The 22,202-nt window shown below is 68.9% G+C and carries 16 protein-coding genes; 15 read left to right on the forward strand and 1 reads right to left on the reverse strand.

The window, feature by feature from the left end; translation table 11 throughout:
• Positions 1-157 precede the first annotated feature (157 nt).
• Positions 158-3,379, forward strand: coding sequence for an ATP-dependent helicase (locus GD748_RS08990; protein ID WP_152194830.1), 3,222 nt, complete (start codon positions 158-160; stop codon positions 3,377-3,379).
• Positions 3,376-6,744, forward strand: coding sequence for an ATP-dependent helicase (locus tag GD748_RS08995; protein WP_152194831.1), 3,369 nt, complete (start codon positions 3,376-3,378; stop codon positions 6,742-6,744). Before GD748_RS08990 ends, GD748_RS08995 begins: the two co-directional genes overlap by 4 nt.
• 21 nt (positions 6,745-6,765) lie before the next feature.
• On the opposite strand, the gene GD748_RS09000 is transcribed toward GD748_RS08995, so the two are convergent.
• Positions 6,766-8,055, reverse strand: a complete 1,290-nt coding sequence (locus GD748_RS09000) for a phosphotransferase (protein WP_193312890.1) — start codon at positions 8,053-8,055, stop codon at positions 6,766-6,768.
• Positions 8,056-8,380: 325 nt separating this feature from the next.
• Here GD748_RS09000 and GD748_RS09005 point away from each other — a divergent pair, with 325 nt between their 5' ends.
• The 13 genes from GD748_RS09005 to GD748_RS09065 all read left to right on the forward strand — a co-directional run bounded on the left by GD748_RS09005 (position 8,381) and on the right by GD748_RS09065 (position 22,179).
• Complete coding sequence (locus tag GD748_RS09005; protein WP_152195076.1) at positions 8,381-9,598, forward strand: CpaF family protein; 1,218 nt, start codon at positions 8,381-8,383, stop codon at positions 9,596-9,598.
• A 2-nt stretch (positions 9,599-9,600) separates the two neighbouring features.
• Positions 9,601-10,461, forward strand: a complete 861-nt coding sequence (locus GD748_RS09010) for a type II secretion system F family protein (RefSeq protein ID WP_152194832.1) — start codon at positions 9,601-9,603, stop codon at positions 10,459-10,461.
• The gene (locus tag GD748_RS09015) at positions 10,458-11,384 is read left to right on the forward strand and encodes a type II secretion system F family protein (RefSeq protein WP_152194833.1); all 927 of its coding nucleotides are present in this window, start codon (positions 10,458-10,460) and stop codon (positions 11,382-11,384) included. The genes GD748_RS09010 and GD748_RS09015 overlap by 4 nt, the downstream gene beginning before the upstream one ends.
• Before the next feature lie 993 nt (positions 11,385-12,377).
• Positions 12,378-13,553, forward strand: coding sequence for an ROK family transcriptional regulator (locus GD748_RS09020; RefSeq protein WP_193312891.1), 1,176 nt, complete (start codon positions 12,378-12,380; stop codon positions 13,551-13,553).
• A gap of 90 nt (positions 13,554-13,643) precedes the next feature.
• Complete coding sequence (locus tag GD748_RS09025) at positions 13,644-14,654, forward strand: aliphatic sulfonate ABC transporter substrate-binding protein (protein WP_152194835.1); 1,011 nt, start codon at positions 13,644-13,646, stop codon at positions 14,652-14,654.
• Entirely contained in the window at positions 14,641-15,978 is a 1,338-nt protein-coding gene (locus GD748_RS09030; protein WP_152194836.1) for an AGE family epimerase/isomerase, read from the forward strand. The genes GD748_RS09025 and GD748_RS09030 overlap by 14 nt, the downstream gene beginning before the upstream one ends.
• Before the next feature lie 92 nt (positions 15,979-16,070).
• A complete protein-coding gene (locus GD748_RS09035; protein WP_152194837.1) occupies positions 16,071-17,054 on the forward strand; it encodes a glycoside hydrolase family protein in 984 nt (327 codons plus the stop codon).
• A 2-nt stretch (positions 17,055-17,056) separates the two neighbouring features.
• On the forward strand, positions 17,057-17,908 hold the full coding sequence (locus GD748_RS09040; protein WP_152194838.1) for an ABC transporter permease: 852 nt from the start codon (positions 17,057-17,059) through the stop codon (positions 17,906-17,908).
• Complete coding sequence (locus GD748_RS09045; RefSeq protein ID WP_152194839.1) at positions 17,905-18,681, forward strand: ABC transporter ATP-binding protein; 777 nt, start codon at positions 17,905-17,907, stop codon at positions 18,679-18,681. The genes GD748_RS09040 and GD748_RS09045 overlap by 4 nt, the downstream gene beginning before the upstream one ends.
• 7 nt (positions 18,682-18,688) lie before the next feature.
• Entirely contained in the window at positions 18,689-20,170 is a 1,482-nt protein-coding gene (locus GD748_RS09050; protein WP_152194840.1) for a sulfatase-like hydrolase/transferase, read from the forward strand.
• 340 nt (positions 20,171-20,510) lie between these two features.
• Positions 20,511-21,461: a formylglycine-generating enzyme family protein gene (locus GD748_RS09055; protein ID WP_152194841.1), complete on the forward strand. Its 951-nt coding sequence runs from the start codon at positions 20,511-20,513 to the stop codon at positions 21,459-21,461.
• Positions 21,458-21,826, forward strand: a complete 369-nt coding sequence (locus GD748_RS09060; protein ID WP_152194842.1) for a YidH family protein — start codon at positions 21,458-21,460, stop codon at positions 21,824-21,826. The genes GD748_RS09055 and GD748_RS09060 overlap by 4 nt, the downstream gene beginning before the upstream one ends.
• Positions 21,823-22,179 (forward strand): DUF202 domain-containing protein, encoded by a 357-nt coding sequence (locus GD748_RS09065; protein WP_152815265.1) that lies wholly within the window; start codon positions 21,823-21,825, stop codon positions 22,177-22,179. Before GD748_RS09060 ends, GD748_RS09065 begins: the two co-directional genes overlap by 4 nt.
• Positions 22,180-22,202 lie beyond the last annotated feature (23 nt).

Raw genomic sequence — 22,202 nt, forward strand, 5'->3', positions numbered from 1 at the left:
CTTCACCTCGGCTGAGTCCCGACCCGGTCCCGACGTCGGTCCCGACCCGCCCCGACGCGGTCCCGGCTTCATCCCGACCCGCGATGGGACAGGTGTCACGACCGGCAGCGCGTGCCGCTCGCCGCCGATGTCAGTGGCGTGTGATGGCATTCGAGACATGGAGCAACCCGGACGAGGCACCGCGCTGCGGCTGCGGCTGCCCACTCCGGCGCCGGCGGTCCCCGAGCTCGACGCGGAGCAGGCGGCCGCCGTCGCCTGGCCCGCAGGTGCCGGCCACCTGCTCGTCGTCGGCGCACCGGGCACCGGCAAGACGACGACAGCCGTGGAGAGCTTCCTGGCCCGTGCGGGCGGAACCGGACCGGACCGGCCGGGCACGAGCGGCGTCGCGGGTGATCAGGGGGCGGCGCTGCTCGTCCCGACCCGTCGCGGCGCGGCCCGCGTGCGCGACGCCGTCGCCGCGCGCCTGGGGCGCACCACCACCCAGGTCCTCGTGCGCACGCCCGCGTCCTTCGCCTACTCCGTGCTCCGCCTGCGGGCCGCGCTGCTGCACGAGCCGCCGCCGACGCTCATCACCGGCCCCGAGCAGGACCAGATCCTCGCCGAGCTGCTCGACGGGCACCGCGCCGGGCTCGGCGCCCCGGTGCGCTGGCCGGAGTCGATCAGCGCAGAGACCTTGGCGATGGGCGCGTTCCGGGACGAGCTGCGTGACCTGTTCATGCGCGCCGCCGAGCTCGGACTCGGGCCGGCCGAGCTCGCCGAGCGCGGCGAGCGACACGACCGCCCGGAGTGGACCGCGGCGGCGGTGCTGCTCGAGGAGTACCAGGAGGTCACGGCCCTGGGCGAGCTCACCCCGGACCGCGGGGCACGCCTGGACGCGGCCCGCATCGTCGACGAGGCCGCCGCCGCGCTGCTCGCGTGGGAGGACGAGGTTCCCGACCACCCGCGCCCGCGCTGGTCGGCGGTGGTCGTGGACGACCACCAGGACTCCACGCTCGCGACCGCCCGCCTCCTTCGCGTGCTGGCCGAGGACGGCGCCCAGCTCCTCCTTCACGGTGACCCGGACACGGGGGTCCAGGGATTCCGGGGCGGCACCCCTGCCCTGGTCGGACGCGCCGAGACCCGCGACGCCCTCGGCGGCTTCGACGCGACCCGGCACGAGCTGCGCACGGTGCACCGCGGGGACGCGGAGCTGCGCGCGACCACCCGGGCCGTCACCGCCGCGGTGTCCGTCGTCGGCACCGCCAGGCACCGGCAGGCCACGGTGCCTGCACCGGGGACCGACGGCGCCTCGTCGGTGGACGGGGCCCCGCACGGGCTCGACCAGGCCGTGCTGCGCTCTCGCGCCCAGGAGGGCGCGTACGTCGCCCGGGCGCTGCGCGAGGAGCACCTCTACCACGGCACCCCATGGTCGCAGATGGCCGTCGTCGTGCGCTCCGCCGGCCACCTCACGGCGCTGCAGCGCTCGCTGCGGAGCTGGCGGGTCCCCGTGAGCGGCAGCGCCGGGCCGGGGGTGCTCCGCGAGGAGCCGGCCGTGCGCCCGTTCCTCGTGGCGCTCGACGCCGCACTGGCCGGCACCCCCGACGCCGAGCAGGCCGTCGAGCTCCTGACCTCGCCGATCGGCGGCATGGACGCGGTGAACCTGCGCACGCTGCGCCGCACGCTCCGCGGGCTCGAACGTGCCGCCGGCGGAGCCCGGCCGGTGGACGAGCTGCTCGTGCAGGTCCTGGCCGACGTCGAGCTGGCGCAGGGCCTGCCCGTCGGAGTCGTGCGCGGACCCGCGCGGGTGGCCGGCGTCCTCGCTGCCGGACGTGCCGCCCTCGACCGTGCGGGCGTCACGGCCGAGACCGTGCTGTGGGCGCTCTGGGACGCCGCCGGACTGTCCGACCCGTGGCGCGAGCGGGCCCTGTCCGGCGGCGCGGGCGCCGAGCGCGCCGACGCGGACCTCGACGCGGTCATGGCCCTGTTCCGCGCCGCGGAGCAGTACACCGACCGAACCGTCGGCGGGGGCCCGGCCGGGTTCCTCCAGCATCTGCGCTCCCAGGACCTGCCGGCTGACACCCTGGCCGCCCAGGGGCTGCGCGGGGAGTCCGTCCAGGTCCTCACCCCCGCGGCCGCCGCGGGGGAGGAGTGGCAGGTCGTGGTCGTCGCCGGGCTGCAGGAGGACGTCTGGCCGGACCTGCGTCTGCGCGACTCGCTCCTCGGCGCCGGCGCGCTCGCGGACCTCGAGGCCGGCCGGTCCCCGGACGGACGGCGTGCCCACGGGCCCGCCCGCCGGCAGGTCCTCGACGACGAGCTCCGGATGCTCGCCGTGGCGGTCTCCCGGGCCACTCGCCGGCTCCTCGTCACCGCCGTCCTCGACGAGGAGGAGCGACCCTCGTCCTTCGTCGACCTCCTCGCCCCCGACCTCGATCCCACCGAGGTGCGCGCCGTGCCACCGGCCCTGGACCTGCGCGGGCTCGTGGCGCAGCTGCGCTGCGCGGTCGAGGAGGAGGGCAGCGGCGCGGAGGCCGCCGGGCGGCGGGGGGAGGCGGCCGCGCTGCTCGCGCACCTGGCCGGTGAGGGAGTGCCGGGCGCGGACCCGGCATCCTGGTCCGGGCTGGCGCCGATGAGCAGCACCCAGCCGCTGCGAGCCGCGGACGAACAGGTGCCCGTCAGCCCGTCCGGCGTCGAGCAGGCCACCACCTGCGGCCTGCGCTGGGCCCTCGAGCAGGCGGGTGGCCGCGGCGAGGCCAGCACCGACCAGTCAGTGGGCTCCCTGGTGCACGAGATCGCCGCCGAGCACCCGCACGGCACCCATGCCGAGCTCGCCGAGGCCCTGGACGCGCGGTGGGCCGAGCTCGGCATGGGCGACGGCTGGGTCGGCCGCCGGCAGCGGGACCTCGCCGAGAAGATGATCGAGCGGCTGGCCGGCTACGTCGAGAGCGTGCCCGGCGACGTCGACGTCGAGCGGGACTTCGCCGTCGACGTCGGCCGTGCCCACCTCAGCGGCCGGATGGACCGGGTCGAGCACCTCGACGACGGCGAGGTCCGGGTCGTCGACCTCAAGACCTCGGCGAACCCCGTCAGCGCCGAGAAGGGGGAGCAGCACGCGCAGCTCGGCGCCTACCAGCTGGCCGTCGCCGAGGGCACGTGGGAGGGACACGCCCCGGCAGGCGCCCGGCTGGTCTACCTCGGCACCGGGAAGGGCCGCGCGACCGAGCGCCGGCAGCCCGCGCTCGACAACGCCGAGAACCCCGAGTGGGCCCGCGAGCTCGTCACCCTCGCGGCCGAGACCATGGCCGGCGCGGAGTTCGACGCCGTGCAGAACGACCAGTGCCACCACTGCCCGGTGCGCAGCTCCTGCCCGCTGCAGGACAACGGAGGACGAGTCACCCAATGACCACACAGCTCACCGACGCGCCGGCGGCCGCGCACCCCGACCCGCCCGCCCCCCGGTACTCCGCCGCCGAGATCGCCGACGCCCTCCGACGGCCCAGACCGACCGACGAGCAGACGAGCGTCATCGAGGCGCCGCTCGAACCGCTCCTGGTCGTCGCCGGCGCCGGCTCGGGCAAGACCGAGACGATGTCCTCACGAGTCGTCTACCTCGTCGCCAACGGGCTCGTCCGGGGCGAGGAGGTGCTCGGCCTGACCTTCACCCGCAAGGCCGCCGCGGAGCTCGCCCAGCGGGTGCGGGCCCGCCTGCGCGCCCTGCGCTCGGCCGGGCCCGCCCTGCCCGCACCCGAGCTCGGCGCCGACGACGCGACCCTCACGCTCGACGTCGACCGTCCGCACATCGCCACCTACAACTCCTTCGCCGGCAACATCGCCCGTGACAACGCGCTGCGCATCGGCGCGGACCCGGACGCGCGCCTCGTCACCGAGGCCGGGGCGTGGCAGCTCGCCGACGACCTCGTCCAGAGCTGGGCCGAGGACCTGCCCACGGACCGGTCGCCCGGCTCCGTCACGACGGCGGTCCTCGGGCTGGCCGGGGCGCTCGGGGAGAACCTCCTCGACCCGGCGGAGGCGCGCGAGCTCATGGGCGACCTGCGCGCCGACCTGGTCGACAAGGCGCCCGAGGGTCGCCACAAGAAGCCCCTCGCCGACGTCCTCAAGATCGTCGGTGCACTCGACGAACGCATCGCGCTGCTCGACCTCGTCGAGGCCTACCTGCGCCGCAAGCGCGAGCGCGGGCTGATGGGCTTTGCCGACCAGGTGGCGCTCGCCGCCCGCATCGCCGAGGCGGTCCCCGACGTCGGGGCGCAGCTGCGTGCCCAGTACCGCGTGGTCCTGCTCGACGAGTTCCAGGACACCTCGGTCGCCCAGCTCGAGCTGCTGTCGAACCTGTTCGGCGCCGGGCACCCGGTCACCGCCGTCGGCGACCCCAACCAGGCGATCTACGGATGGCGCGGTGCGTCCGCCGCCTCCCTGGCGGAGTTCCCGACCCGGTTCCCGCGGACCTTGGCCGCGGGAGCGAGCGCACCGGCGACGACGCTCGCGCTGAGCACCTCCTGGCGCAACGACAAGGCCATCCTGGCCGCCGCGAACACCGTCTCGGCACCGCTGCGGGCCCCCGGCGCGACGCTGGGGCCCGCCGTCGACGTCCCCGAGCTGCGCGCCCGGCCCGACGCAGGCCCCGGCGAGGTCCTCGGGCTGTACACCACCGGGCAGCACGCCGAGGCCGCGGCGGTCGCCGACTTCCTCGCCGCACGCTGGCAGCCGGCGTCCGAGGAGACTGCCGCCGTGCTGTGCCGCAAGCGCAGCCAGTTCCCCGGCGTCATCCGCGCCCTCCACGAGCGCGGCCTGCCCGTGCGGGTCCTCGGCATGGGCGGTCTGCTCGCGACCCCCGAGGTCGTCGACGTGCGTGCCACCCTCGAGGCTGCCCACGACGCCACCCGCGGCGACGCCCTCATGCGGCTGCTGACCAACCTGCGCCTGGGGATCACCGACCTGCACGCGCTGCAGGACTGGGCCCGCCACCTCGCCCGCCGGGCGGCCGACGAGCTCACCCGGGACCAGGACCGCCGGCTCGACCCGCGCGAGGAGTCCAGCCTCGTCGAGGCCGTCGCCCACCCGCCGGCACCGGGGTGGACCAGCCCACGCGGACACACCATGAGCGCGGCCGGCGCGGCGCGGGTCCGCCGGCTGGGCGAGGTCCTGCGCCAGGTGCGGTCCCTCGGCTACCTCACGCTGCCCGAGCTCGTCGTCGCGACCGAGCAGCTCCTCGAGCTCGACATCGAGGTCGCCGCCCGTGCCGGCAGTGCCGGCGCCGGCTCGGCCCGGGCCGCGCTCGACGCCTTCGCCGAGGTGGCGGCCACCTTCGCCGCGGACGCCGACCGGCCCACCCTCGGCGCCTTCCTCGCCTGGCTGGACGCCGCCGAGGAGCGCGAGCGGGGCCTCGACGCCGCCGAGACGGGCGAGGTCGAGCCCGACTCCGCCGTCGTCCAGGTCCTGACCGTCCACGCCGCCAAGGGGCTGGAGTGGGACGTCGTCGCGGTCCCGGGACTGGTGGAGACCCAGTTCCCCGGCTACGACGGCAAGGCTCGCGACGACGGCGCCGTCGCCAGCTCGGCCTGGCTCACCGACGTCGGGGCGCTGCCCTACCCGCTGCGCAAGGACAGCGAGGCGCTGCCCGGTCTCGAGGTCGCCGGCGCCGCGACGCACACCGAGGTCGAGGAGGCCCGCAAGGCGTTCCGGGCCGCGGCCGGCGCCCACCGGGTGGCGGAGGAGCGCCGTCTCGCCTACGTGGCGCTCACCCGCGCCAAGCACACGCTGCTGCTCTCCGGCTCCTGGTTCCGCACCGGCAAGACGCCGCTGCCGCCGTCGCGGTTCCTGCTCGAGCCGCGCCGGGCCGGGCTCCTGCACGCTCTGGGTGCGGACGCCTGGGCGCCGCAGCCGCCGGACGGCACGGAGAACCCCGACACCGACATGCCGCCGGTGCGATGGCCCGTCGACCCGCTCGGCGTCCGGCGGCCGCGGCGCGAGGCGGCGGCGGCCGCCGTCGTGACGGCCGTGGGCGAGCGGGTCGACCGCCCGCTGGACCTGCTGGCCCGCACCGGCGACGAGACCGTCGACCGGTGGCGCGAGGACGCCCGCCTGCTGCTCGAGGAACGAGCGGCGCGAAGCTCACGCGAGCAGGACGTGACGCTCGCCGGGCACCTGTCGGCCTCGGCGGTCGTCAACCTCGTGACCGACCCTGCGGCCTTCGCGCAGGACCGCCGCCGGCCGGTGCCCACCGAGCCGACGCTGGTGTCGCGGCGCGGCACCCGCTTCCACGAGTGGGTGGAGCACTTCTACGGCCGGGCCGCACTGCTGGACGTCGAGGACGTCGGCGGCAGCGGTGAGGACGCCGACGGCGCGGCCCTGACCGACGCCGCGCTCGCCGAGCTCCAGACCACTTTCGCCGCCTCCGCCTGGGCGCAGCGCGAGCCGGTCGCCGTCGAGGTCGACCTGGAGACCCCGGTCGCCGGGACGATCGTGCGCTGCCGGATCGACGCGGTCTTCGACGGCCCCGACGGCGTCGAGGTGGTCGACTGGAAGACGGGCCGTCCGCCCCGCGACCCGGCCCAGCTCGCCGAGCGGGAGATGCAGCTCGCCCTGTACCGGCTCGCCTGGTCGCGGGCCAGCGGCACCCCGCTCGCCGACGTGGGCGCGGCGTTCTACTACGTCGCCCACGACGAGACCGTCCGGGCCGGCGCGCTGACCGAGGACGAGATCGTCGCCCGGATCACCCGCGCGGTCGAGGCCGGCAGTCAGCCGGCCTGAGAGATCAGCCGGCCTGAGAGATCAGTGACCGGTGGGGCGGTCCTGCTCCTCGTCCTCGACCAGGAAGTCGGGCAGGTCCTGACCGAGGTGCAGCTCCTCGGTCACCGCAGCCGGGTCGGCATGTCGGGGCTCCTCGTCCCCGGGGGCATCGGCGTCACCGAAGGCATCCTCGTCTCCGAGCGCCTCCTCGTCACCGACGGCGTCGCCATCACCGGGCTCCGCACCTACGTCGGGCTCCGGGCCGGCGTCCTCCGCCTCGTGCACGTCCCCGACGGCGGCCGCCGGCTCCGCGGCGGAAGTCTCGGTGGGCGCGGGCACATCCTCGTCCGCATCCTCGGAGTCGTCCCACGAGGTGTAGTCGGGCACCACCACAGGTTCACGGGCGGCGATGTCGGGGGAGTCCTCGACCTCGGCGGCGAGGGTGCGGAGCATCGCGGCGGCGTCCTCGATCACCGGCTGCTCCCCGGTGCGCACGCCGTGCAGGAGCCACCTGGCGAGCGCGAGCTCGGAGACCAGCAGCGCCCTGTCCAGCAGCGTGGCGTCGGCGCCCTCGGTGCGGGCGAGCGAGTACGCCTCCTCGATGGAGTCCAACGACGCCTCCGGGGCCGAGGCCATCAGCCACGCAAGATCCTCCGCCGGGTCGCCCACATGCACCTCGGACAGGCTCAGCAGCGCCGACACCCGCTCGTCGTTGACGAGCACGTGGTCCGGGGCCAGGTCGCCGTGCACCGGCACGGGCCGGAACCGCCACAGCGTCACGTCCTCCAGGGCGTGCTCCCACCGGTTCAGCAGGGACGACGGCACGTGTCCCGTGCGGGCCGCCTCGTCCACCTCGGCCAGGCACCGCTTGCGGTAGGACTCCGCGTCGTAGACCGGCAGCCCGGAGTCGGCCACCACCGAGGCATCCATCTCGTGGAAGGCCGCGATGGCCCGGCCGAGCTCGGCGGAGAGCCCGGGACCGGGCCGGAGCCGTTCGAGGTCGAGCGGCCGCCCGACGAGCGCGCGGTAGACCATCGCGCGCCCACCCTCCGGCAGGGCGGCGAAGCCGGCCGGTCGGGGGAGGTCGAAGGGCAGCCGGCCGTCGTCGACCACCCCGGCGAGGTTCTCCAGCAGGGCGACCTCGCCCTCGAGGGCTGCGCCGGCGGCGGCGTGCAGCGGGGCACGGACCACCCAGTGGCGCCCGCCGGCGTCGAGCACGCCGGTGGTCTGGAAGTCGCTGGTGGTGTGCTGCGGCGGTCGGGTGGCCACCACGTCCAGGCCGGGCACGGCCGTGGTGGCGAGGGCGGCGAGGGCGAGCGCTGAACGGACCACACCGACAACTTAGGCGTGCCGGGGCTCGGTTGCGCGGTGCACGCGCCGCCCCACGACCGAGTTCGGGCCGGCGGGAAGAGTGGCCCGCCCGGTGGCGAAACCGGACGGGCCTGACGCACAACCTGTGGAAGAGGTTGGGCGTCGGCTCAGAGCGTACGCGCCGCGAGCCCGGTGTGGAGACCGGAGAGCCGGCTCTTCTCCACATGGTGCGTTCTTCCCTTCCGCGTCCGCGCAACCTCCTCTAGGTTCGTGGCCAGAGTGCGGCAGTGCGGCCGAGGGCTTCGGCCGCCATGAGGGGGTGGTGGGCGTGGACGACGGCATCGCCATGCTCGAGTCCGAGGTGCGCGAGCTGGTGCGGCGTCGCGGTCTCGACCCGGCACGCGACGCCGAGGGGGTGCGCGCCCTCGTCACGGCCGCGCTCGCGGACTACGACGATCGTTCCGTCGCAGGGCTCGTCCCGCCGCTCGGCGATCCCGATGCCGCGGCGAAGGAGGTCGTCGACGCCGTCGCCGGCCTCGGCCCGCTCCAGCGGTACCTCGACGACCCCCAGATCGAGGAGGTGTGGATCAACGAGCCCGGCAAGGTCTTCGTCGCTCGCTCCGGTCGTCCCGAGCTCACCACCACCATCCTCGACGACGCCCAGGTACGAGATCTGGTCGAGCGGATGCTCAGGGTCTCCGGCAGACGGCTGGACTTGTCCACCCCGTTCGTCGACGCGGCACTGACCACCGGTGAGCGGGTGCACGTCGTGATCCCGGACATCACCAGATCGTCCTGGGCGGTCAACATCCGCAAGCACGTCACCCGGGCGCAGCGCCTCAGCGACCTGGTCCGCCTCGGCTCCCTCACGCCGCAGGTCGCCGCCTTCCTCGACGCCGCAGTTGTCGCCGGCATGAACATCCTGGTCTCGGGGGCGACCCAGGCCGGCAAGACCACCATGGTCGGCGCGCTCGCCGGCGCCATCCCGGCCGGGCAACGCGTGATCACCGCGGAGGAGGTGTTCGAGCTACGTCTGGGCAATCGCGACACGGTCGCGATGCAGACCCGTCAGCCGAACCTCGAAGGTGCGGGTGAGGTCCCGCTGCGTCGCCTCGTCAAGGAGTCGCTGCGGATGCGACCGGACCGCATCATCATCGGCGAGGTCCGCGAGGCCGAGGCCTTCGACATGCTGGTCGCGCTCAACGCCGGTATCCCCGGGATGTGCACGCTGCACGCCAACTCCGCCCGGGAGGCAGTCACGAAGCTCTGCACCCTGCCGCTGCTCGCGGGCGAGAACGTCACGGCCGCGTTCGTCGTCCCGACGGTCGCGGCGGCGATCGACCTGGTCGTGCACCTCGAGCTGGACCGTGAGGGGCGCAGGACCGTCCGGGAGGTGGTCGGCGTGCCCGGCAGGGTCGAGGACGGGGTGGTGGAGACCTCCGAGATCTTCGTCCGCCGCGAGGGCCGGCTCGTCCGGTCCGGCGGCTATCCCGGCGGTGAGGAGCGGTTCCGGCGGGCCGGTCTCGACCTTGCGGCCCTCCTCGCCGACGGGGAGCTGGTGTAGCCGTGGGCGTGGTCGTCGGGCTGCTCCTCGGCGCCGGTCTGCTCAGTATCTGGTTCTCCTTCTTCGAGCGACCGGCGCCGCGCGCCCGCGCCCGACCCACCTGGTCCGAACGTACGCAGGACCGCCTCGTCCAGGCCGGCGCCCCCACGGTCCGGCCGGCGTCGTTGGTCGTCACCTCCGGCGTGCTCGCTGTGCTCATGCTCGCTGTCGCGGTCGTCCTCACCTCCTCGCCGCCGATCGGACTCTGCTTCGCCGTGATCGTGGGAGCGATGCCGTGGGTCCTCGTGCACTCACGTGCCCGGCGCCGCCGGATCGAGCTGCGGTCGGTGTGGCCCGAGGTGCTGGACGACCTCGTCTCGGGCATCCGGGCCGGGCTGTCGTTGCCGGAGGCCCTGATCGCCCTGGGGGAGCGCGGACCGGAAGAGGTCCGCCCGCAGTTCCGCCAGTTCGCCGAGGACTACCGCACGACCGGCCGGTTCCTCGAGGCGATGGAGGCACTCAAGGCCAGGCTCGCCGACCCGATGGCCGACCGGATCGTCGAAGCCCTGCGACTCACGCGGGAGGTCGGCGGCACCGACCTCGGCCGCCTGCTGCGCACGCTCGCCCAGATGCTGCGCGAGGACCTGCGCACCCGCGGCGAGCTCGAGGCACGGCAGTCGTGGACCGTCAACGGTGCCCGGATGGCAGTGGCCGCGCCCTGGGTCGTGCTGCTCCTGCTCTCCACCCGGCCCGAGACCGCGACGGCCTACAACTCCGCCGCCGGTGTGGTCGTGCTCGCGGTCGGCGCCGGATGCTCCGTCATCGCCTACCTGCTCATGGTGCGGATCGGTCGCCTTCCCGAAGAGACCCGGGTGCTGCGATGAGTCCGGCACTGGTGGGCGCCTTGGTCGGACTGATGGGTGGCGTCGGGGTGTGCCTCGTCCTGTGGCGGCTCGCCGCACGGCGGATCACGCTGGACGACCGCATCGCGCCGTACCTCCGGGAGCGCCCACGGACCTCCGGGCTGCTCGCGGAGCGTCCCGGGCACACACCGTTCCCGACGCTGGAGCGCCTGCTCGCCCCATGGGCCGACGATGCCGGCCGGCTCCTCGAGCGCCTCGGGTCCTCCTCGGTCAGCATCCGACGTCGGCTGGAGCTCGCGGGCGGCACCATGAGCCACGACCAGTTCCGCATCGAGCAGCTCGTCTGGGGGGCGGTCGGCCTCGCCGTCGGACTGCTCGGCGCCATCACGCTCGGCGTCGTGCGCGGCACCCCGTTCGTCCCGCTGCTCGCCGGTGTCGTGCTGTGCGCGGTCGGTGCCGCGGTCGCTCGCGACCAGCTCCTGACGCGCAGTGCCCGCCGCCGGCAGGATCGCCTGGCGGCGGAGCTTCCCGACATCGCCGAGCTGCTCGCCCTCGCGGTGGGCGCGGGAGAGGGACCGGTCGGCGCGTTGGAGCGGATCGTCCGGTCGACCCGTGGCGACCTGGCGGCCGAGGTCCGGCGGACCCTGACGGAGGCGCGGTCGGGTGTTCCGCTGGCCCTTGCCCTGGAACGCATGGCGGCCCGCACCGAGTCGGCACCGGTCGCACGCTTCGCCGAGGGGGTCGCGGTGGCGCTGGAGCGCGGGACACCGCTCGCCGACGTCCTCAGGTCGCAGGCGCAGGACGCGCGAGAGAGCGCGCGCCGCGAGCTGATGGAGACCGGCGGGAAGAAGGAGCTCGGGATGATGATCCCGGTCGTCTTCCTGGTACTGCCAGTGACGGTCCTCTTCTGTCGGTTGCCAGCGGCGGTGAGAGTTGGCCAATGAGAACGAGACTCATCCGAGAGTTGTGCGCCAGACTTGAGAACCCGAGCTACATGGCGCTTTGATGTCGGCAGTGAGCGGACGTGGGAATTGGCCAGCGAGCATGGAAGTCGGTTGAGAGCGGTGCTAGCAAATTTGAGAGTGCCGTTGGGTGTCCGGCTCAATTGCACTTAGTCGCAAGAGCCGATTCCCTAAGCGACAGTCATTCGCCCTCGACCACTTCATAGGGAACTCATCATGATCTGGTCCGTGCCGATGCGGCGGCGCCCCTGTGCCCGCGGGTTTTGGGCGGGCTCATCACGTCGCAGGCCAGACAGAGCGTCGGTGGCTGTACCTGCCAGTTGCAGTGATCTGCCCAGAGCCCGCAGTGCAGCGATCTGCTGCCGCTGACGGTGCCCCCGCGCGGTTCTCGCTCGACGTCACCTCGTGCGCACGCACAGCTCGGTGTCCCACCTCGGCGACCGCGGTCGAAGTCGTACCGGTGGGGGTTGGGGTCGAGCGCAGCGCTCACCGGGTGGTCTCGTCCCCCGCATGGCCGCCGCGGGCAGCACGCGGCCTGCGCGGCTCCGGATCGAGTCCGCAACTTCACCAACTACATCGCGAGATACCTGCTCGAGGCTGGCGGGTTCAGACCGCCTACACCCTTAATTCTGAATGGCCGGATATCAGCGGATACGACTTCGACCGCGACGGTCACGTCGTCACTCGGGGAACGCACCACCCGACACCGTCTCGAGCGAGGCGGTGACAGGCAGCACAACCGCGCGCTGCCGTCTGTCAACAGCACTCACCCGGGTGGCAGGGACGCCGTGCTGCCGTTGCCCGTGTGAAGCGTCCAACTCGGGGCTTCATCCGAGTTCAACATCCGCTGAAGTTCACTACAGGGACCTGCTTCGCCGTCTGTCAATCCGTTCCGTCTGCGAGATGCACGACGAATCTCCAACTCATTTTGTTAAGTCCTTGCCGTTAATATTGGTCCACTCTAGCGTTCTGGGCATGCAGTCCATTGGCAGCGTGCAGGCGGCGTCTCGTCGGCCCCATGACGACGATGTCCTGGCTGCCCTGCGTCGATTTGGTCCATTGACGCGCGCCCAGCTGGTGGAGCAAGTCGGGCTCTCCCGCACCACGATCTCCCAGGTGGTGGGCGAACTGTTGCGCAGCGGCGTGCTCCATGCCACGCGTAACTCCGCGCCTGACGGTCCTGGACGGCCGGTCGAACGGCTCTACCTCGACCCCGCATCCGGGCATGTGCTCGGCATCGATCTTGGCCGACGTCTGGCCCGCATCGTGGTCGCCAATGCGGCTCATGAGACCGTTTTGTCCGCACCCGTGCACTATCCAGCAGGTTCAACGTCGTGGCACGGAAGGCTTACGAACACGCTGGCAGCGATCCACCGGCTCGCTGCAACTGAGGGGGTAAGCCTGGTGGCGCTTCGCGGCGTCGGCCTCGGTGTCCCGGGGCCCATTGCGACCGTGTGGCGGCAACAGGCGGAACCGGACGGGTATGCCCCCACCGTCCTACTACACGAGTTGGCCCAGTTTGCCCAGGCGAGTATCCAGCAAACGTTCGGAGCTACAGTCACGATAGACAACAACATCCGCTTCGCTGGTCTGGCTGAAGCGATCTGGGGCGCGGGCCGTGGGAGTGCGGAACAGTTGTTTGTTCGCGTTTCCGAGGGGATGGGTGGCTCGCTCATCACGCGGGGAGAAATCGTCGTCGGCTCGGCCGGCCTTGGCGGAGAAATCGGCCACATAACGGTTGACCCATATGGCCCCCGCTGCCACTGCGGCAAGCGCGGATGCCTCGAAGCGCTGGCCGCTGTTCCGGCGCTACTTAAGCGCTGTGAACTGACGGACGTTGCCGAACTGTTCAGCGCATGGCGGCGCGGTGAGCCGGCCATCCGCGATGCGGTTGGCGCTGCCGCCGTGCACGTGGGGCGTTCGGTGGCGGCCGTCGTAATGGCAACCAACCCCTCCGTAGTCGTCATCGGCGGCGACCTTGTGGAAGGGATCCCTGAGTTCGCACTCCTAGTAGAGGCCAGCGTGCGCGAACACATTATCCCGGGTATGCGGGGATTCGTCGCAGTACACGCCGCGCACCTCGGTCCCGGAGGCGGCGCACTGGGCGCTATTGCGGCGGTGCTGCAGCGGCCAGCCATGCCTATGAATTGAGGCATCGCAGCCTAGTCAACGATTGGCCGCGACTCACAGGTTCTTATCCAACACAACGCAGTGCAGGAAACGAGAAAGGACTCCCTCCAAATGACCTTCACACGTGCCTCCCGCAGCATCAAACTCGCTGCCTTCGCACTCCCACTCGCGCTCGTAGCCGCCTGTAGCGGAGGGTCCAGCAGCGCCGATGAGGTCCCTACCATTCGATTCGGTTACATTGCCGACTTCAATGGTGCCTATCAGCTCGCCCTGGCCGAGGAGCTCGGCCTGTGGGACAAGCACTCTGTACAAGTCGAACCAGTGGTGTTCACTAACGGCCCACTCCAGGTCCAGGCGATGCAGACCGATGACCTCGACCTTGGGAGCATCGGTCCAGGCGCCCTATGGATGGCTTCCACCGGGCAAGCGAAGGTTGTGGCCATCAACGGCCTGGGTGTGAACGACCGCGTCGTCGCTCTCGCGGATTCTGGAATCGACGAGATTCAAGATCTCAAGGGACGCGAGATTGCAGTTCCCGAAGGCACCTCGGGGGACATGATCCTGCGTGTGGCGCTTGCGGAAGCCGGGATGTCGCGAGACGACGTGGAGATCGTCAGCATGGACCCCTCAACCGTCGTGTCCAGTATGACCTCCGGTCAGATCGACGCTGCGGCCATTTGGTACCCCCTGCTCGACACCATCGAGGAGGCCCAGCCAGACCTTGTGGAGGTCGCCTCGAGCGTCGACTTCTATCCCGAGTACACCTTCCCAGGCACAATCGTCGCCCGTAACGACTTCGCTGATGAGGAGACGGAGGCAATCTCCAGGTTCATCCGCGTGCTCCAGGATGCGAACGATTACCGTGAGGAGAACTTTGAGGAAACGATTACGCTGACCGCCGAGTTCCTCGATGTCACCGAGGATAACGTGCGCAGCAACGCAGAGAACATCAAGTACCCGACCACTCAGGAGCTGGTCGAGCAGTCCGGGGACGACACCGCGGCGAATTGGCTGGCGAGTCTGGCCGACCTCTTCAAGGGCATGGGGCAGATCGACGATGCCCTACCGGTCGAGGATTACTACCTGCCGGAACTGTGGATCGAAGCCGATGAGCAGCGCTAAGGCTTTGGGAGCCGAAAAGGAACCCAGCCAGGCAGGCTATGCGAGTACGGATCAGGTGCGCCGTGAGCGCCTGCAAGCGTACGAGTCCCACCTCTTTCAGGACGTGCTGCCGTGGTGGCTCAACAATGCAGTAGACCGCAAGCACGGAGGCGTATTCACGTTCTGGAACACAGACGGCACACGTTTGTACTCGACGACCAAGTACAGCTGGTCACTCGGTCGCTGGATCTGGGCACTGGTTGCCTGCGCCGATCTGGCGGAGGCGCGGGGAGCTGTGGGCATTTTTCCCCCCCAACTGCGCGCACTCGCTGAGACCACAGGGGAATTCTTGTGGTCGCACGGGATGCTCGGCGGCGGCCGGGTAGCGAACTTCCTAACCCGGGAGGGGATACCCACCGCGGGTTTCACCGGCGAGCAGATCTACGCAAGTGTCTTCGCCGACCTTTTCGCTGCACTCGGCTTCGCTGCCTTGGGCCGAGAGGGCGCGACGGCAGAACGGAATGTCTGGGGAGCGCGAGCCGATGACCTCCTTGCCTCCGCAAGCGAGCGGATAGCCCGAGGCCAGGCGCCCACAGCGCCCTACCCTGTGCCGCCTGGGTACGCGGCTTTCGCTCCGCACATGATCCTAGTAAACGCGGCGACGGAGGTGCATAGGGCGACGGGCTCGGAGCGCAGCAAGCGGGTGCTTTCGCAGTCCTGCAAGGCGGTCATTGCCCACTTCGTCAACGGCGCCGACATCTGCGAACTAGTCGACCCGAACTCAGGCGAAAACGAGTCACTGTACGCCCGGCACCGCAACCCGGGGCACGCCCTAGAGGTGCTGTGGTTCCTCCGGGATGCCGCCGACACCGTCCCCGAGGTTGAGGAGGCGATGGAGCAGCACCTGGGCCGACCTTTGAATGATTGGCTAGTGGACGCGGCCTTGCTGGCTCTCGAGCGTGGATGGGATCGTGAGTACGGTGGCATTCTCCGGTTCGTCGACGTTGACGGTGGGCCACCCAGCGGTAACTACCAGGCCAGCGAGTACTGGGAGATGATCGGCCGGACCTGGGACTACAAATTGTGGTGGCCGCACAACGAGGCCCTGTACACCCTCCTGCTGCTGCATGACCGCACAGGTGACCCGCGCATCTGGGACTGGTTTGTGAAGGCCGATCAGTACACCTTCAACCTGTTCCCGGCGGGAGCAGGCAAAGAGTGGAAGCAGATCTTCGACCGCCGAGGTGGTCAGCTGGACACCGACGCCGGCTCTGCCTTGCCAGTTAAGGATCCGTTCCACCTCATAAGGTGCCTTTCGCTGCTCGGGTCGCTACCACACTCCTAGAACCAATAAACCTTGACGGCCTCTTCAGCCCGGTACGCGGAAGACGACGAGTCGCCCCGGCTGTACCTTGTCGCATCACTTGGAGAAACCCGATGACACTCACCCTCAAACAAGTTCAGCGCGCCCTGAAGCGCTGGGACCCGAGGCAAGACACCGTTCTAATGGAGCCGGAGGTGACCGCGCCTAACTACTGGGTGGGCTGTGCCAGCGCCCTGGTGGAGGACGACCGCGTCCTCATCACATTCCGTCGTCGCCGACCTCGTGGAGGCGACGCGGAGCGTGGTTGGCAGATCGGCGTAGCAGAGCTGGGCATTGACCTCGACCCGGCATCGCTGCGGGAGATTGTCACCGTCCACAAAGACGAACTGGGCACTGCCTCGATGGAGCGAGCTTGCCTCGTCCCCGCGCAGGCTGGTGGGTACGAGCTCTACTTTTCTTACGTCGATCCCGCCGATGAACGGTGGCGGGTGGACGTCGTTCAAACCGATGACCCGGCACGCCTCGATATCCGCGACCGACGAACCGTCTTCACTGCGGCCTCAGTCGGAGCGGAGGGGGTGAAGGACCCGCGTGTGGTGTCCACCAGTAGTGGCGATTTCATGATTCTGTCAGTCGCCCGGGCCAAGGTTTCTACCGGCGTCAGCAAGGATGCCCACGCCACCCAGGACATCTACAACACTGATCACGCCATTTCGTTGACCGGCCTGGCGAAACGCGATGAGAGCGGCGCGTGGCAGTACCAGGGCACAACGCTTGCACCGCCGACGACTGGCTGGGACTCCAACGTAACTCGCATCGGCTCGGTGCTCCAGGTTGCCGAGGGGATGCTCGGCTTCTACGACGGGGAGTCCACCTGGGAGCACAACTATGAGGAGCTGGCGGGCCTGGCGCTCTCTGCTGACCTTCAACAGTGGGAACGTCTAACGGTCGATGGGCCCTACCAGCGCAGCGGCGGCGCCACCGACTCCCTGCGGTACATCGATGCTGTGGAGCTCGATGGCGTGCCGCACTTGTTCTATGAGTTCACCCGGACCGACGGCTCCCATGACCTACGGGTCCACCGGCTGGTGGTATAACCATGAAAACCGTAGACGCGAGTGATACGGCTACCGCAGGCGGCAGTTTCGTCGCCCCAACCGACAGACCGCCACACCGCCGGCGTCACGACCGTTCTGGCAGCCAGTTGCCGCGCAGCAAGATGGTCTTCCTCAACTTCCTCGCACTGGTTCTCGGCGTCGTGTTGTGGACGATTGCCGCCGCGAGTACCGCCAACCTGCCCACCCCCGCCGAGGTAATGGCACGCGGCATCGAGTCCGTAACGGATGGCCCGGCCCTCAAAGATCTACTGGCGAGCTTGCAACGCGTGTTCGCTGGATTCCTCCTTGGAACTGGCCTGGCAATCCCGGTGGGCTTCCTCATGGGGTGGTACCCAGTGGTACGCGGACTGCTCGAACCTTATGTTCAGTTCTTTCGTACCATCCCCCCACTGGCAATCATTCCTCTCGCGATCGTTCTGATGGGCATCGGCGAGCAGCCAAAGATCTTCGTCATCTTCCTAGCGGCGTTCCTAGTCAGCGTAATCTCCACTTTCCAGGGCGTGGTCAGCGTGGACAAGACGCTGGTGAACGCCGCGCGCGTGCTCGGCGCGGGGGACGGCACGATCTTCGCCCGGGTGGTGATTCCTGCCTCCACGCCCTTCATCCTGGTCGGTATGCGCACCGGCCTGGGGTCCGCCTGGGCCACTCTCGTGGCCTCGGAACTCATCGCCGCCCAAGAAGGCTTGGGCTTTCGAATGCAGCAGGCGCAACTCTATTACGACCTGCCCACGATCTTCGTGAACCTCGTCATCATCGGCATTCTGGGACTAGTGATGGACCGAGCACTGCTGTGGGCAGAGAAGAAGCTAACCGGATGGCAGGAGCGGCGATGAGCAGTACGACCCAACAACCGAAGATCGACTTTCAGGACGTCACACGGGTCTACGAGGTCAATAAAAGTGAGTTCTACGCAGTCAATGGCGTAAACCTCGCAGTAGCTGACGGCGAGTTCATCACCATTGTCGGCCCCTCGGGCTGCGGGAAGTCCACACTCCTCAACCTTGCCGCCGGTTTGGACGATCCCAGTGCCGGACAGGTGCTTGTAGACGGACTGGCCGTAAAGGGGCCGGGACCGGATAGAGGCGTGATCTTCCAGCAGTACGCCCTATTCCCCTGGCTCACGGTTCGCAAGAATGTGGAGTTCGGCCTCAAAGTGGCCAAAGTGTCGGCCACCGAGCGTCGGCACCGGGCGCAGGAAGTTATCGAGCTTGTCGGCCTGACAGACTTCGCCGAATCCCTTCCCAAGACGCTTTCGGGGGGAATGAAGCAGCGGTGTGCAATTGCGCGTGCCTACGCCGCGAATCCGAACCTGTTGCTGATGGACGAGCCGTTCGGTGCCCTCGACGCCCTCACGCGGGTACGGATGCAGGAACAACTCTTGGAGACCTGGTCGAAGCAGCGGCGCACGGTGCTTTTCATCACCCACGACGTCGACGAGTCCGTCTACTTGGCCAACCGTGTGGTCGTCATGGCGGCACGTCCGGGCAGGATTAAGGAGGTTATCGAGGTTCCACTGCCGTACCCGCGAACCGAGGAGACCCGTCTGTCTCCGGCGTTCGTCGAGATCCGCAATCGCGTCTGGCACGCGGTCTACCACCAAGAATGAGTACGTGATGAGTTCTTCCGCCGCCCGCAACATCCTCTTCCTGATGACCGATCAGCACCGGGTCGATACCTTGGGCTTCTACGGAGGAGTCCCTTCCCACACCCCGGTGCTCAACAATCTCGCTGACCGGAGCAAGGTGTACGACGCCGCTTATACGCCGAGTGCCATCTGCACTCCCGCCCGAGCGAGCCTATTAACCGGCTTACATCCCTTCGAGCACGGGCTGCTAAGCAACTATGAATGGAACTCCGGTCACCGAGAGGAGCTCCAGGAGGGGCTACCGACGTTCTCGTCCGCGCTGGCCGATCAGGGATTTCGGCTTGGCCATGTGGGGAAGTGGCATGTGGGGCGCCACCGGGGCCCGGAGTATTACGGGTTCGATGGCGAACACATCGCGGGGGCTTTGAACAACTACTCCCACCCTGGTTACGTAGCGTGGTTGGAGGACCACGGGTATCCACCTGTGTCCGTCACAGATGCCATCTACACCACTCTCCCCGACGGGAGCCAGGGCCACCTCATCGCGGGGCAACTTGACCAGCCGACCGAAGCCACCTTCGAGGCGTACTTGGCAGACGTGACTATTTCGATGATTCGCCGGTACGCGACGGCGCAAGAGGAGGATGGACGCCCGTTCTTCCTGGCATGCCACTTTTTCGGCCCTCATCTGCCCTACCTGCTGCCGGCGGAGTGGCTCGACCTGCACGATCCGGAGGAGATCGACCTCCCGCGCTCCATGGCCGAGACCTTCGAAGGGAAGCCGGACGTGCAGCGGACCTACTCCCAGTACTGGGGAGTCGACGGATTCACAACTGCCGAGTGGTGCCGCATCACCGCCATCTACCGCGGGTACGTCGCCATGATCGACCATCAGATCGGGCGCATTCTCGATGCCCTTGAGGAATACGGCCAGACTCAGAAGACCGTCGTGGCCTTCACCGCGGATCACGGGGAGTTCACTGGCGCCCACCGGTTGAACGACAAGGGCCCAGCGATGTACGAGGACATCTACCGCATACCAGCTCTACTCCATGTCCCAGGCGAGCCAGCCAAGCGTGTCGGGGATTTCGTGACACTCCTGGACTTTCACGCGACGATCCTCGACGTTGCAGGCGCGGCCCGGGAAACTAGCCGCGGTGCGAGCCTGCTCCGTCCCGCGGAGTTCGCAGGACGGAGTGACGTCTTCGCAGAGTTCCACGGGCATCACTTCGCGTACGCCCAGCGCATGATTCGCGACCGGCGCCACAAGCTCATTGTCAACCCTGAGGGACGCACTGAGTTGTACGACATGATCGAGGACCCCGACGAACTCATCAACGTGATAGATGTCCCCGTCTACGCTGAGGTTGCGGATGATTTGCGCCGCCGCCTTTACCGGGAACTCGTTGCGCGCGGTGACCGGTTCGCACAGTGGATTGCGATGACTCAGGGAATCGAGCCGTCCGAGAGAATCCGGCCGGAGACAGCAGTGGAGAACTTCACGAGCTGATCCGCGTTCGCGCTTACAGGCAGAGCTTCCTGTGCGGCCTGTGGAGTTTCGACGAAGTCGCGGGATGGCACCCGGTGTCCTCCTGTAAGTATCGAGTCGCGCACAGCCTCGTGGCACCGGTTGCGATTGGTGCCATCGCACGGCGCGGCTCCCCTGCGCAGCCTCCTCGAGCCAGCGCTGACCGCCGCAAGTCCGCGACTCTCCTGTAAGTGACGCAGGGAGCAAAGTCGAACGCCCACCGACCGGACGGCGTATAGCCGGCACAGGTCCCGAGATCACTGCCCAGATCAGGCGCCCCAAAAGCCGTTCAACCAAACGACAAGACGGAGGAAATGGATCGATGCTAAGGCAAGTTGCGACCCGGCTTGGTGCGACCACACCGTTACGCCTGTCCTCACCCTCGCGCCCGTCGTTGCCCAAGCGCGATCCGGTTGCTGCCATGAGCATGCGAGACCGGATGATCGAGCTGCCTGGCGGGTCCTTCGAGATGGGCAGCGAGGAACGGAGTGCTCGACTAGGCGACGCTGAGGGCCCGGTGCGCCAAGTCGAGGTAGACGCGCTGCTGGTAGCACCGCTAACCGTGACAAACGATGATTTCGATCGATTCGTCAAGGCAACTGGGTACCGCACTCAGGCCGAGCAGTTCGGTTGGTCATACGTCTTTCACCTCTTCGCCCGCGACATTGAGCCAGGCAAAGTACGCGGTTCGGCGCACGGAACTCCATGGTGGATCGCGGTCGACGGCGCCGACTGGTGCCATCCCGACGGGCCGCGTTCATCACTACGGAATCGTCGCGACCACCCCGTGGTGCACGTCTCACACGTTGACGCTCTCGCATACAGTTCTTGGTCGGGCACCCGCCTGCCCACAGAGCGTGAATGGGAATACGCAGCCCGTGGCGGATTGCATCGCAAACGCTATGCCTGGGGCGACGAACTCACCCCGGCCGGGAAGCACATGTGCAACATATGGCAGGGAGTATTCCCACAGATCAACACCGCCGAGGACGGCTACATCGGGACTGCACCGGCGAAGTCATTCACACCGAACGGGTACGGGCTTTACAACGTGGCAGGGAACGTGTGGGAGTGGACCGCCTCCCCTTGGGACGAAACATCCCGAAACGACGTGTGGGCTATGCGAGGCGGCTCGTATTTGTGTCACCTGTCCTACTGCGACCGATACCGGGTTGCTGCTCGGACGCGGAACACCGGCGACTCCTCATCGGGGAACGTCGGCTTCCGTATCGTCGCCAACATTGAACCCAGCGAGTTCGAAGGCGAGAGATGATCCAAGCACGCTACCCACGCAGTGTCTACGGCACTGGCCAAGAGCCGGACGTCCGCTTTTCGCTCGCCAATGAGAGAACATTCCTCGCGTGGATCCGCACCTCGCTTGCCTTCGTCGCCGGGGCTGTGGCTCTGGAAGCGCTGGCCACGCCACACGACCCGACGTTACGGCTTATCGCCTCGCTGATTCTGGTAGCAACCGGAATCTCCCTGGCGGTCCAGGCATGGTTCGGCTGGACACACATTGAACGGGCGCTACGCAATCAAGAGCCGCTCCCGCCCCCAATATCAGCCCTGCCAGTCGCAATTAGCGTCGGAACCGTCGCCGGGCTAATTGGCGTGGGGCTATTCCTCACACCAGCGTGATCGGCGGCTTGGATACCGGTCAGCAGCCAGAACGGACGCAACTCGCTTGGCGTCGCACGGTGCTGTCGGTTATCGCTGGCACAGTCATCGCAGCTCGCTACATGGGCGGCGCTGGCAACTATGCATTAGCCCTCGTACTTCCGACGCTCGCGATCGCCAGTGCACCGCTACTCTTGTACGCCTGCTCCGTCCGATACCGTCATCTCAACGAGTGCCTGCGCGCCGACTACGACGTTGTCAAGGCCAACAAGACCGTGATGCCAGGAGGGACGCTGCTGTTCGCACTGGCCTGTATGAGCATGCTCATCAGTCTCGCCTCCGGCAGCTTCATCGTCTGCGCCGCGCTGCAATGATGATTCGCTACCTGGTTTCCATC

The sequence above is a fragment of the Georgenia subflava genome (genome assembly GCF_009193155.1).
Lineage (GTDB): Bacteria > Actinomycetota > Actinomycetes > Actinomycetales > Actinomycetaceae > Georgenia > Georgenia subflava.